The 13,122-nt window shown below is 39.1% G+C and carries 9 protein-coding genes and 3 tRNA genes; 9 read left to right on the top strand and 3 right to left on the bottom strand.

Annotated features, from left to right (window positions below; translation table 11 throughout):
- Positions 1 to 75 precede the first annotated feature (75 nt).
- Entirely contained in the window at positions 76 to 1,092 is a 1,017-nt protein-coding gene (gene tsaD, locus E0H94_RS16665; protein WP_131327523.1) for a tRNA (adenosine(37)-N6)-threonylcarbamoyltransferase complex transferase subunit TsaD, read from the top strand.
- Positions 1,093 to 1,631: 539 nt separating this feature from the next.
- Positions 1,632 to 2,759 carry a tetratricopeptide repeat protein gene (locus tag E0H94_RS16660; protein ID WP_131327522.1) on the top strand — a complete coding sequence of 376 codons (1,128 nt, stop codon included), beginning with the start codon at positions 1,632 to 1,634 and terminating at the stop codon, positions 2,757 to 2,759.
- A gap of 120 nt (positions 2,760 to 2,879) precedes the next feature.
- Here the strand turns inward: E0H94_RS16660 and E0H94_RS16655 are convergent, their stop codons facing one another.
- Positions 2,880 to 3,752, bottom strand: coding sequence for an ATP-binding protein (locus E0H94_RS16655; RefSeq protein ID WP_131327521.1), 873 nt, complete (start codon positions 3,750 to 3,752; stop codon positions 2,880 to 2,882).
- A 183-nt stretch (positions 3,753 to 3,935) separates the two neighbouring features.
- Between E0H94_RS16655 and E0H94_RS16650 the strand changes: the two genes are divergently transcribed.
- The 5 genes from E0H94_RS16650 (at position 3,936) to E0H94_RS16630 (ending at position 6,676) form a co-directional block, all read left to right on the top strand.
- A complete protein-coding gene (locus tag E0H94_RS16650) occupies positions 3,936 to 5,450 on the top strand; it encodes a DUF3336 domain-containing protein (RefSeq protein ID WP_131327520.1) in 1,515 nt (504 codons plus the stop codon).
- A gap of 19 nt (positions 5,451 to 5,469) precedes the next feature.
- A complete protein-coding gene (locus E0H94_RS16645) occupies positions 5,470 to 6,264 on the top strand; it encodes a serine/threonine protein kinase (protein WP_227548663.1) in 795 nt (264 codons plus the stop codon).
- Positions 6,265 to 6,371: 107 nt separating this feature from the next.
- Positions 6,372 to 6,456: transfer RNA gene (locus E0H94_RS16640), tRNA-Leu, on the top strand.
- A 31-nt stretch (positions 6,457 to 6,487) separates the two neighbouring features.
- Positions 6,488 to 6,561: transfer RNA gene (locus tag E0H94_RS16635), tRNA-Trp, on the top strand.
- 30 nt (positions 6,562 to 6,591) lie between these two features.
- A tRNA-Leu gene (locus E0H94_RS16630) sits at positions 6,592 to 6,676 on the top strand.
- Between the two features lie 295 nt (positions 6,677 to 6,971).
- On the opposite strand, the gene E0H94_RS16625 is transcribed toward E0H94_RS16630, so the two are convergent.
- Positions 6,972 to 7,175, bottom strand: coding sequence for a hypothetical protein (locus E0H94_RS16625; RefSeq protein WP_016167644.1), 204 nt, complete (start codon positions 7,173 to 7,175; stop codon positions 6,972 to 6,974).
- 352 nt (positions 7,176 to 7,527) lie between these two features.
- Positions 7,528 to 8,694: a methionine adenosyltransferase gene (metK, locus tag E0H94_RS16620; protein ID WP_116758925.1), complete on the bottom strand. Its 1,167-nt coding sequence runs from the start codon at positions 8,692 to 8,694 to the stop codon at positions 7,528 to 7,530.
- Between the two features lie 1,495 nt (positions 8,695 to 10,189).
- Between metK and tkt the strand changes: the two genes are divergently transcribed.
- Both tkt and E0H94_RS16610 read left to right on the top strand, forming a co-directional pair.
- A complete protein-coding gene (gene tkt, locus E0H94_RS16615) occupies positions 10,190 to 12,178 on the top strand; it encodes a transketolase (RefSeq protein ID WP_131327518.1) in 1,989 nt (662 codons plus the stop codon).
- 272 nt (positions 12,179 to 12,450) lie between these two features.
- Positions 12,451 to 13,035 carry a YceI family protein gene (locus E0H94_RS16610; RefSeq protein ID WP_131327517.1) on the top strand — a complete coding sequence of 195 codons (585 nt, stop codon included), beginning with the start codon at positions 12,451 to 12,453 and terminating at the stop codon, positions 13,033 to 13,035.
- The last annotated feature ends 87 nt before the right edge of the window (positions 13,036 to 13,122 follow it).

Below are 13,122 nucleotides of genomic sequence, written 5' to 3'. Positions count from 1 at the left end.
TTACTCATTTACATCTCATACCACAAGTCTATAATGGCTCACGCAATAGATTTGATACAGGTTATAGGCAGTTTAATGATCGTTTTAGGCTTAGAAACATCTTGTGATGAAACAGGTTTAGCACTGTATGACAGTGAAAACGGCTTACGCGGTCAAGTTTTGTATAGTCAGATTAAGCTGCATGCAGAATATGGTGGCGTCGTACCTGAACTGGCATCTCGTGATCATGTTCGAAAACTTATTCCTTTGTTGGATCAGCTACTTTCAGATAGTGGCGTTAAAAAATCCGAAATTGATGCGGTTGCGTATACACGTGGACCGGGATTAATGGGTGCACTTATGACAGGTGCGCTATTTGGACGCACTTTGGCTTTTGCATTGAATAAGCCTGCGATTGGTGTGCATCACATGGAAGGGCATATGTTGGCACCTTTGCTATCTGCAACACCACCAGAGTTTCCATTTGTCGCTTTACTTGTGTCTGGTGGGCATTCGCAGTTAATGGCAGCCTATGGCATTGGGCAATATGAATTACTCGGTGAATCCATTGATGATGCTGCGGGTGAGGCATTTGATAAAGTCGCGAAAATGATGGGTTTACCATATCCAGGTGGTCCAAATATTTCTAAACTGGCAGAACAGGGCGATCCGAACGCATTTGCTTTTCCACGACCTATGTTACATCAAGGCTTAGAATTTTCATTCAGTGGTTTAAAAACAGCCGTATCAGTGCAAATGAAAAAATTAGGTGATGAAAACCGTGATGCGGATATTGCAGCGAGTTTCCAAGAAGCCATTGTGGACACTTTGGTTAAAAAATCTGTTAAAGCATTAAAACAAACAGGTTTAAAACGTTTAGTGATTGCGGGTGGTGTTAGTGCGAATAAGCGTTTACGTGAGCGTTTGGAAGCAGATTTAGTCAAAGTTCGCGCTCAGGTTTATTATGCAGAGCCTGCACTTTGTACGGACAACGGTGCCATGATCGCATTTGCAGGCTATCAGCGTTTAAAAGCAGGGCAACAAGATGGTTTGGCAGTGACGACGACTCCTCGCTGGCCAATGACAGAATTAAGTAATCCTGCGGAAATTTAATCAATCTCAACTAAATTGTACTACCATAAAAAAGCCCGACATCTTGTCGGGCTTTTTCGTATTGGGTATTCGGTATAACTCCTGTCATACCTCACGTTTTTGTGCTGAACTTATCATTATTGTTTTATGTTTTGGAACATCCAGTTCTCTACAGTCATATCTCATAAATATTTTCTCGATCGAAGTAGCTTTGATATGACTGAAATTTTTTAAGCCAAGGATTACAACGTTGTAAAATACTTACCCCTAGGGTTATCCACAGAAATTGCGGATAAAATTTGGGGTTCTAAGCCTTGATTTAACTAGAGTTATTGAATTTTAGTGTGTTTTTTAATCTAGCTTGTGTGTTGAAAATGAGAATACTGTTGAGAAGAAGTAGATGATCTAAAATATGAATAATTTTTCATGTGATGTATTGGTGGTGAGTTAAGTATGTTGTGAGTGAGTTCATATTTAGATAACTATCAATTTTATAAGAGTTATCTTAATTTAGCTTATAATCAACTAGATTAAATTAACGATGTTTAAATGTTAAAAAAATGAGTATTAAAAATATTTTATTTAAAGTAACTATTTTACCTATATTGCTTACTATTAGTCCTACTTTTACCAAATTTGTAATCTTTAAGTACACATCAATATTCGCTAATCGAGGATATGCAAATGCCCAGTATAATTTGGGAACACTTTATCAGGTTGGCCAAGGTGTACCTCAAAATTATGAGGAAGCAGTTAAATGGTATAGAAAGGCGGCTATTCAAGGTAATGATTTGGCTCAGTATAATCTTGGAGTGTTGTATCAGAAGGGGCAAGGTGTGGCGCAGAATCATGAAAAAGCTTTTGAGTGGTTTAGCAAGGCGGCGATTAAAGGGATTGATACAGCACAGTATAACCTTGGATTAATGTATCAGAAGGGTCAAGGTGTAGAGCAGAACTATGAAAAAGCCTTTAAATGGTTTGGCAAAGCTGCTGCACAAGGAGATACTGAAGCGCAAAATAACTTAGGTTGGATGTATCAGCATGGTGAAGGCACGTTACAAAACTATGAAAAAGCCTTTGAGTGGTTGAGTAAGGCTGCAGCAAAGGGGAGTTCTTTAGCACAAACTAACCTCGGCTGGATGTATCAGCAAGGTCAAGGAGTAATTCGAAATTATACTCTGGCATTGAAATGGTATCGCAAGGCAGCTAAACAGGGAGTTACAAAGGCGCAATATAATATTGGAAGGATGTATCTGAATGGTGAAGGTGTGACCCAGAGTGATACGAAAGCCTTTGAATGGATTCATAAGGCTGCTCTTCAGGGAGATATGGATGCACAAAATCACCTTGGAGTAATGTTTGTTACGGGTCAAGGTATTTCTCAAAGCAATATGAATGCATTTGAATGGTTTAGTACTGCAGCGGCTCAGGGATGTGCTAGTGCGCAAACTAACCTTGGCTCAATGTACTACCAAGGTCTTGGCATAATTCAAAGTTATGAGAAAGCGTTTGAATGGGTTAGTAAGGCAGCTGAACAGGAGGATATGAGCGCTCAATATAGCCTAGGGACTATGTATGACAACGGCTATGGAGTTGTCAAAAATACTGTATTGGCAAAAGAATGGTATTCAAAAGCCGCGAATAATGGTCATGCCCAAGCCCAATTGGTACTTGATGAAATGCAATAATTATAGATTTCGCTAATGCACAAATGTTTTTTCATTTATAAGACAATAAACTAAATCGAATGGAAAGGCTCAATTTGAGACGATTGAGCTTTTGCATAAATTTAATATAGCGATAAAAAATTAGAGCTGCTGTAACTGCTGTGAACCCACCCAATGTTTTGAGAATTGATAAGCGGCACGCCCAGAACGTTGTCCACGTGCCTGACACCATCTCAGTGCTTCTGCGCGTACTTCATCTGCCATTGGCATGTTTGATTTTGCTAAATAGTGCTCAACGATTTCTAAGTAAAGTGTCTGATCCATAGGATAAAACGACAACCATAAGCCAAAGCGATCAGACAGTGAAATCTTTTCTTCAATCGCTTCTTGAGGATGCAGTTCTGTATATTGAGGGACATCAACACGCGTGGCTGGTGTATTTTCATGCATAAACTCAGGCAGTAAATGACGACGGTTACTGGTTGCATAAATAATAAAATTACTTGCACCAGATTGTAACGAACCATCTAATACACTTTTTAAACTGCGATAGTTTTCATCTTCAGCATTAAATGCCAAATCGTCACAATAGACGATGAACTTTTCAGGTCGGTTTTGAATAATTTTTTGAATTTCGGGTAACTCTGACAAATCATCACGTTCAATTTCAATTAAACGTAAGCCTTGATCTTGATATTGGCTCAATAAAGCACGAACAATAGATGACTTACCCGTACCACGCGAGCCTGTCAGTAATACATCGTTTGCAGGTAATCCATTTAAAAATTGTAGCGTATTTTGAATGACTTTAGCTTTTTGACGCTCAATCCCTTTTAGGTCGTCTAAATCAATTTTTTTGGGATGGAAAATGGGAATCAGTTGTTGGTTTTGCCATTTAAATGCTGGAGCAGAAAAGTCAGGTTCTTGTTTCAATGAGGGAAGCGTTTGATGTAATTGAGCAAGAACTTGTGATAGGGATTGTAAAATCGTGTCAGGTAATTCAATAGTTGCCATAGTCATTCAGCTGATAAATACGATAAAGTAGCAAATAAGACCAACCTCGGCCTTGGTTTTAGACTGTATAGTATAATATGAATGAATGCTAATCGAATCATGCTTCGATTTCGCCAAATTTTAAGATTGAATGATAAAGATTTTAAGTCAGTATATTTAAGCGCAGGTGTTTTGAGGGAAGCTATGTTATTTCAAGAATTCATACAGGACATGAATCCACACCAAGCCTATCGTATAAAAAAGTTAAAACGCCAATTGGAGCATGCGGAAAGCTACTCGGAGTGGAAAAGTATCGCGCTTAAAATTGACCAAGAGTCAGGGGCGCAAGAGTGGAAGTATGATAACTGCTCACCTTATTTTGATGCGGAAATGATTTCGTATCGTTTGAAATTATTAAAACGCTATCGCTACCAGCACCGAACGCGTGACTTAATGTATTTATTGCGCGAGGGGCTGACCTATGACATCGCCAATATCGCACATCCAATGCTTTTTGCGGCGACGTATGTAGGTACGAAAACCATTATTGAGGACTATATTGAAGAAGTAAGCGCGAGCTTAGCGTTTATTGCCTCAGACGCCTGCGAGTGTCTTTCTTATCAAGAGAAAATGGATTTCTTTAAACATTGTGAAAAAGCCTATGGACAGCCAGCGTTAATGTTCTCTGGCGGTGCAACTTTAGGTCTGTTTCATACTGGGGTTTGTAAAGCCCTACTTGAGCAGGATTTAATGCCTAAAGTGCTTTCAGGTTCAAGCGCGGGTGCAATTATGACCGCTATGCTTGGTGTCTCAAACCCTGAAAATATTTCGAAAATATTAAATGGTGAGAACTTTTTTAGTGAAGCTTTCCATTTCCGGAAATTGGGTGATTTATTAAAAGGCAATGGTGGTGTTGCCGATGTGAAGTATTTGAAAAAGTTCCTGGTTGAAAATTTAGGCAATGTCACTTTTGACGAGGCGTTTAAACAGTCTGGGTTATATATCAATGTTGCGGTAGCACCTTATGATGCATCACAGGAAGCGCGTATTATGAATACCTATACTTCACCTGATTTACTGGTGTGGAGTGCAGTATTGGCTTCCTGTGCGGTTCCTATTTTATTTCCGCCTGTCAAGCTCACCAGTAAACGCTATGATGGCGAACTTACGCCATACATGGCAACGACACGTTGGGTAGATGGCAGTGTACGGAGTGATTTCCCGCAACAGAAAATGGCACGCCTTTATAATTTGAATTACAGTATCGCAAGTCAGGTTAACCCACATATTGTGCCATTTATGCAGGATGATGTTTCTCGGTTCAGACGTGATATGTTGAGTTGGCCTGAGCGTATTATTCGTCGTCAAGGCAAAGTTATTGCTAAGGGGGTAATGGACTTTACCCGTGAACGGGTAGGGAAAGTGCCTTCTATACGCCGCTTACTTGATCATGGTTATGGTATGGTGGATCAGCGCTATTATGGTGATGTCAATATTATTGGCGATTATAGCCTGCGTCATTATACCTATATGCTACAAAACCCTCGTCCGCACTTATTTAAGTTGTTACAACGCGAAGGAGAGCGTGCGACATGGCCAAAAATATCGAGCATTGAAACTCATGCTCGAATTGGGAAGACCATCCAACATGCTTTAGAGCTTTTGAATTATCAGCAATTACACCGACAAGAAACACATGTCCAAGTTCATACTGCCTGATTTTAATCATATAGATTGTTTGGAATTAAAAACCAAGCCTATTAGCCTGCGATTTGGACGCAGGCTTTATTATTTTCAGTATCAAGAACAGCTTTATTGGTTAAAGATGCAAATGAAACAAGGGCATCATATCTACCAACAAGGATTTCAGCATGAATTGGCTTTTTATCAAGAGAGTCTGAACTCTACATCATTATCTAGCATCATATTGCCTTGTGAAATCGTGTCTAAAGCATTTATCGCATCTAGGGCGGTAGATATTGAAATCGAGCAATCCTTAGCGCAGATGCTTATCCTGCCTCATGCAGTGCCATACTTTACAGTTAGTGCTCGGACATTGCCGATTGCAAGTATTCAGGATTATCTATTACGTGCCTTGGATGTCATACAGGGATTACATGAAACTGGATGGATACATGCTGATTTAAAACCAGAGCATTTTGTAGAATATCAGGGGCAAGTCAAACTGATTGACTTTGAGCAGGTGCAATCCATGACCCAACAAGTGAAAACTGAAATGAACGCAACGCCACGTTATATGGCGCCAGAATTATTTCATGGTGAAGTGAAAACAATACAAACCGATATTTATGCTTTAGGCATTATTTTTTATGAATGGCTGTCTGGGCAGAGATTAAGTGCGAAAAATTATACAGATTGGGCATATTTACATTGTCAGCGGTTGCAGATTGAGCTACCAGAGAAATTTTTAGGTTTTCAATCACTTCTTTTGAAGATGTTGGCAAAGCATAAAGAAGCTAGATTTGACAATATTTATGCAATAAAACAGGCCTTAGTATCTGAAATTGCTTAAGAAAAGTACATAAAAGTGGTTTTTGTTTTATATTTAATCAAACAAGAGGTTTTTTTATAAAAAGGGCTTGCCAGAGTAGGGTGATCTCTATAATATACACAGCCATCGGGGGCGTGGCGAAATTGGTAGACGCACTGGATTTAGGTTCCAGCGCCGCAAGGTGTAAGAGTTCGAGTCTCTTCGCCCCCACCACTTAATCATCAGTTGATGATGTTTAGGTAACAGAGGATTGGTGTAATGGTAGCATGACGGTCTCCAAAACCGTTCGTCAAGGTTCGAGTCCTTGATCCTCTGCCAAATTTATTCACTTTAGGTGAAACCCAGTATGGGGGCGTGGCGAAATTGGTAGACGCACTGGATTTAGGTTCCAGCGCCGCAAGGTGTAAGAGTTCGAGTCTCTTCGCCCCCACCACTTAGTGAACTGGGAAGAATTAAACAAGGTTAAAGCCTTGTTTTTTTTTCGTCTGTAGAAAACTTGATGTTTAAAACTAGCTAAGCAATTTAGGTAATTAAATTTAGATTTTCCGAGCATGAAGGCGCTGGGTGTAGAGGAGATTGCATCTGTTGCGGCTTAGTTTGCGAAGATGACTGTTTGAGCATGGGTTTAAAGCAGCGAATAAAAAAAGCCCCGTAGGGCTTAAATACATAGAAAGAGCAACTCGATCAACGGTGAATATCGTGTACGACTTACAGGTTTTCTTATTTTTTTATGCTTTTAAATGATCTTCAAACTCTTCGCCTAATTGCATGGCTAATGAATTTCCAGCCAAATCACAAGTGACTAAGCCATATTCTTTTTTAAAACTAAAAGTAAAACCACGGTCATCGGCAAGGCTTTTTACTGAATAACCTAATTTTTCTAACCAAATACGAAATGCGATTAAATTTTTTGCTTTCACAACCTTTTTCACGAGACAACTCCTGTAAACATATAAATATTTAATAGGGATAGGCAAAATTTTTTAAAGGGCAAAAACCTATTTTTTTATTTATATGCTCTTTTTTGCCTAATTTCTATGCTGATGTGTAATTACTTTGGCGGGTTTAATACAAGGGTAATGTTTGAATTAAAGTGGCGATTACTCGTTGTTTTTAGATTAAGTATAAGATTAATAACATATTATTCTATGTTGAATATGAGTGATTGTTTGCCATTAAACATCAAGCAGAAAATATGTTTGAAATATTTTGTTATGAGAAATTATTTTGGAATAGTCATAAAAAAGCTCACCGAAGTGAGCTTTTTTACAGAATGGAAAAATATTAGAGACCAGCAGAAGACTTAAGTGCTTCAACTTTGTCTGTTTTTTCCCAAGTAAATGCGGTATCAGAACCTTGGCGACCGAAGTGACCATATGCAGCAGTTTGCTTGTACATGGGTTGAATCAGGTCAAGCATACGGGTAATGCCGTATGGGCGTAGGTCGAAGTGTTCACGAACCAATTGAATAATCAGTTCATCAGGCACTTTGCCTGTGTTAAATGTATTGATTGAAATCGAAGTAGGTTCAGCAACACCGATTGCGTAAGACACTTGAATTTCACATTTATCTGCTAAGCCAGCAGCCACAATATTTTTGGCAACATAACGACCAGCATATGCAGCAGAACGGTCAACTTTAGATGGGTCTTTACCAGAGAAAGCACCACCACCGTGACGCGCCATACCACCGTAAGTATCTACAATGATTTTACGACCTGTTAAACCACAGTCACCTACTGGACCACCAATGACAAACATCCCTGTTGGGTTGATGTGGAATTTGGTACCTGCATGGAACATTTCAGCAGGAATAATTTTTTTCACGATTTCTTCAATCACAGCTTCTTTTAAGTTGGCTTGTGAAATTTCAGGATCGTGTTGTGTAGACAGTACAACCGCATCTAAACGTACAGGCTTGCCATTTTCATAAGCAAAAGTCACTTGGCTTTTGGCATCTGGACGTAACCATGGAAGTGAGCCATTACGACGTAACTCAGCTTGCTTTTCCATTAGGCGATGAGCGTATGAAATTGGAGCAGGCATAAGCACATCTGTCTCACGGCTTGCATAACCAAACATTAAACCTTGGTCACCTGCACCTTGATCTTCAGGCTTTTGACGGTCAACACCCTGAGCAATTTCAGGAGACTGTTTACCAATCATATTAATGACGGCACAAGTTGAACCATCAAAACCTAAGTCTGAATGGTGGTAGCCAATACCGTTTACAGTTTGGCGGACAATTGCTTCGACATCAATGTTTGCAGTTGTTGTGATTTCGCCAGCAAGTACGACAGCACCCGTTTTTACAAGCGTTTCACAAGCAACCCGCGCATATGGGTCTTCTTTTAAGATTGCATCCAAGATAGCATCACTGATTTGATCAGCCATTTTATCTGGATGGCCTTCGCTTACAGATTCCGAAGTAAATACAGCGTACTCGCGCATAAGTCCTATCACAGTTAATTTTAAAGACGCAATATGTTACATCGAGTTAGACTTTAGGACTAGCTCAACTTGTATAAAAAAGGATGAATTTATTTCAATTCAATGACTTTTTATTTGATATAAGCATCTATAAAACTGATAAAGCAGCAATTAATTGTTTTGGTTTTAAATATGCGGCGTATATAAATTAGACAATTTAATACAAAGTTATACTTAAATAGAGAAAAATTGATGAAATTTGAGGGGGAGGGAAAGCATTTTTCTGGCTATTGGTTAACCGTGTGCATACTTAAAAAGTGATGATGAAAAAATAAAAGCGAACTAAGTACAGTAAGATAACAATAACGACGGTTTAAAAGAATTCACGAGTAGGCAAATCATCTGTGATAGGACTAAGGTGTGGAGGGGGCATCCTAGTGATATTTTGTGTGAGTGTGATTTTGGAAGATCATTTGCATTCATTAAATTGATACATGTAGGAGAGTATGAGGCGTTCATCTGTATTGTCTAAATAAGAGTTGTTATCCATCATAAAAGCCATCGCATTAGATGGAATGACGCTTTTGTACTAAATAACCAAGGCACAAGCCAGCAAAGTAGCCTTTGTCGTTTTCGCCTGCACCGTTTTCAGAACCATGAACCACTAATTCGCCATTCACTCGCATCACTGTTTATCCGTGCATTGAGTTTGCGTGCCTGACCTAAAGCATATGAGCCAGACAAGGAATCATTATCATCGTTAAAATCAAAATTATTGGTATAAGACACGCTTAACTTGGTGGTGACTTTGGTTGGATCATCGCTAATTTATTGACATTGTTATTTACGGTTGTTTGTTCTTCGTCTTAGGTCATGACATGGCCTGTGAACATCAACAACGCTATGGCATAAAGTGGAATTAATCTCATAAGAACCTTTGTATTATATTGTTCTGGGGCTTGTTATGTATTCTCATGCAGGATGAGAAGGGGTATTTATATTTAAAGAAAATAGACTACAGAATGTTGATGTGGGTGAATGTAATACAGGTTTCATTGCTCGAAATTCAATTTTATAAAAATGATTATGACAAGATCTATAACGCTCTTTAGTGCAACGTCCTTGATGCTTTTATTGGTATGAGAGGATTGCCAGTACGAGCTTAAATTTATTATTCATTTTCAGATATCTGAGATGAAATGGGTTCCATGTGTGATGTGAAGTTAGAGTTGATATTGATTGCATCTTTAAATTTCAAGCTGAGTTTTTACAGGGATGGCGATAATTTGAAATACATTGCAGCGTGTAGCGATTGATATCAATAATAAAAAATAAAGATTGCTTGGTCGCTTAAATTAAAATCCTAAAATTTCTATTCATTCAAGTCCACATAAGTAGCAATTAATAGGGAAAAATTGTGTATAAGGCTTTACCCATCCCACTTTTTTTAAGACAATAGGCGCACTATTGAATGTGATATTCATCTTCTTAAATTGTTTTAATTGGACTCTGATCTATGACAACCCCTTTGAACGAACGTCGTATTGCAAATGCAATTCGTGTATTGGCTATGGATGCTGTGCAAAAAGCCAACTCAGGACATCCAGGTGCACCAATGGGGATGGCAGATATTGCAGATGTCGTTTGGCGTGAATTTTTAAATCACAATCCGACTAACCCACAATGGGCGAACCGCGACCGTTTCGTATTGTCAAATGGTCATGGTTCAATGCTTCAGTATGCATTGTTACATTTAACGGGTTATGAGCTTTCAATTGAAGATTTAAAAGCATTTCGTCAACTACACTCTAAAACACCGGGTCACCCAGAATTAGGTTATGCACCTGGTATTGAAACTACAACTGGTCCATTGGGTCAGGGTATTGCCAATGCTGTAGGCTTTGCGCTTGCTGAAAAAACTTTGGCAGCTCAATTTAACAAAGAAGACCTGACGGTTGTTGACCACTTCACTTACTGTTTCTTGGGTGATGGCTGCTTAATGGAAGGTGTTTCGCACGAAGTGTGTTCACTTGCAGGCACTTTGGGTCTAGGTAAGTTAATTGCTTACTATGACGACAATGGTATTTCAATTGATGGTGAAGTAGAAGGTTGGTTCTCTGACGATACAGAGCAGCGTTTCAAATCTTACGGCTGGCAGGTACTTCGTGTAGATGGTCACGATACAGATGCATTACGTGCTGCAACTTTGGAAGCAAAAGCTGAAACACAAAAACCAACGATTATTATCTGTAAAACGATTATTGGTTTAGGTTCTCCAAACAAACAAGGTAAAGAAGATTGTCACGGTGCACCTTTAGGTAATGATGAAATTGCATTAACACGTGAAGCTTTAGGTTGGACTGAAGGTCCATTTGAAATTCCTGCTGATGTTTATGCTGCATGGGATGCAAAAGCGAAAGGTGCTGAGTCTGAAGCAGCTTGGAATGCGGTATTTGCTCAGTATCAAGCAAAATATCCTACTGAAGCGGCTGAATTATTACGCCGTATCGAAGGTAATTTACCTGCTGAATTTATTGCTCAAGCGGATGCATTTATTGCAGAAACTAACGCTAAAGCAGAAACCATTGCGACGCGTAAAGCAAGTCAAAATACATTACAAGCATTTGGTCCATTATTGCCTGAATTATTAGGCGGTTCTGCGGACTTGGCGGGTTCTAACTTAACACTTTGGAAAGGTTGCCAAGGCGTTCAAGATAATCCTGCTGGTAACTACGTACACTATGGCGTACGTGAGTTTGGTATGACTGCAATGGCAAATGGCGTTGCATTGCACGGTGGTTTTATTCCTTACGTTGCAACATTCCTTATGTTTATGGAATATGCACGTAATGCAGTCCGTATGTCTGCATTGATGAAACAACGTGTCATTCATGTTTATACACATGACTCTATTGGTTTAGGTGAAGATGGTCCTACACACCAACCAGTTGAACAAATTGCATCTTTACGTGGTACACCAAACCTAAATACATGGCGTCCAGCAGATACTGTAGAAACTGCGGTTTCTTGGAAGTCTGCATTGTCACGTAAAGACGGTCCTTCTGCGTTAATTTTCTCTCGTCAAAACTTACCATTCCAAACACGTACTCAAGCACAAATTGAAAACGTAGCGAAAGGCGGTTATGTGCTTGCTGAAGAAAAAGGTGAATTAAAAGCAATTATTATTGCGACGGGTTCAGAAGTTTCTCTAGCGATGGAAGCTTATGCACAATTAGAAGGTGTGCGTGTGGTTTCTATGCCATGTGCAGAAGAATTTGTGAAGCAAGATGCTGCTTACCGTGAAGCTGTATTACCAGCTCACATCCGTGCACGTGTTGCAGTTGAAGCTGCTCATGTTGATTACTGGTGGAAGTTTGTAGGTCTAGACGGTAAAGTGATCGGTATGACCACTTACGGTGAATCTGCACCTGCGAAAGACTTGTTCCAGTTCTTTGGTATTACAACGGAAGCAGTTGTAAATGCAGTACAAGAATTGACAGCTTAATCGGTCATTTCTGAAAGAACGCCTCTAATGTGAGGCGTTTTTTTTGTTTTAGAATTCAAGACGCGCTATAGCGGTCATGCTTCTTGGCTACAATCAATATTTTAAATGCTCGGTTAATGCTTCATATATTGTTTGGATTGTTGCGTTAAGTTCTGTAGTTGTTTAATTACATTAAATTGTTCTAAATTTGAAACATATCGTCTTATGCATAACAGTGAATTATAATTTGAAAGGTATACACTAATAATCATTCTGAAATGAGATACAATCACATGAATTTAAAAACATTAACGCTGGGTTTGGCTATTGCTTCGGTTGCAACATTTTCTATGGCAAAACCTGTTGCATATCAAATTGATCCTACACACACAGCAACAGTATTTTCATGGAGCCACTTCGGTTTTTCTACACCATCTGCAAACTTTAGCAATATTCAAGGCACAATTAATGTAGATAATGACAAGCCTGTGAATTCTTCAGTGAATGTGACTATTCCGTTGTCTAGCTTAAATACCAATGTGGCTGCATTAGATGAGCATTTGAAAAAAGCTGAATTCTTTGATGCAATCAATTATCCAAACATCACATTTAAAAGTACTAAAGTAGAATCTTTAGGCAATAATCAATATAAAATTACGGGTAACTTAACCGTTAAAGATGTGACTAAGCCTGTTGTACTTGATGCAGTATTGAACAAGCAGGGTGAGCATCCAATGACGAAGCTTCAATCGATTGGTTTTAATGCAACCACTTCATTTGACCGTTCTGCATTTGGTGTCGGTGCATACGTGCCGAATGTGGGTGATAAAATTACAGTCAACATCACGACTGAAGCATCAGTTCCTGCGAAGAAATAATCTCCCCACGATTTCTTCGGGAAAGTAAAAGGCACTCATATGAGTGCCTTTTTTAGGTCTGTTGATTTTTGAAGGAGTGGTTAGATT

This window comes from Acinetobacter sp. ANC 4173 (assembly GCF_004331255.1).
Taxonomy (GTDB): domain Bacteria; phylum Pseudomonadota; class Gammaproteobacteria; order Pseudomonadales; family Moraxellaceae; genus Acinetobacter.
The sequence above is the reverse complement of the archived record's forward strand: the minus strand, read 5'-3'. Positions and strand labels throughout refer to the sequence as shown.

What these genes read in the sequence shown, in the direction of transcription:
- E0H94_RS16655 (WP_131327521.1), bottom strand. Translation starts at nt 3,752, where the DNA reads ATGGCAACTATTGAATTACCTGACACGATTTTACAATCCCTATCACAA.
- E0H94_RS16660 (WP_131327522.1), top strand. Translation starts at nt 1,632, where the DNA reads ATGAGTATTAAAAATATTTTATTTAAAGTAACTATTTTACCTATATTG.
- tsaD (WP_131327523.1), top strand. Translation starts at nt 76, where the DNA reads ATGATCGTTTTAGGCTTAGAAACATCTTGTGATGAAACAGGTTTAGCA.
- E0H94_RS16610 (WP_131327517.1), top strand. Translation starts at nt 12,451, where the DNA reads ATGAATTTAAAAACATTAACGCTGGGTTTGGCTATTGCTTCGGTTGCA.
- metK (WP_116758925.1), bottom strand. Translation starts at nt 8,694, where the DNA reads ATGCGCGAGTACGCTGTATTTACTTCGGAATCTGTAAGCGAAGGCCAT.
- tkt (WP_131327518.1), top strand. Translation starts at nt 10,190, where the DNA reads ATGACAACCCCTTTGAACGAACGTCGTATTGCAAATGCAATTCGTGTA.
- E0H94_RS16650 (WP_131327520.1), top strand. Translation starts at nt 3,936, where the DNA reads ATGTTATTTCAAGAATTCATACAGGACATGAATCCACACCAAGCCTAT.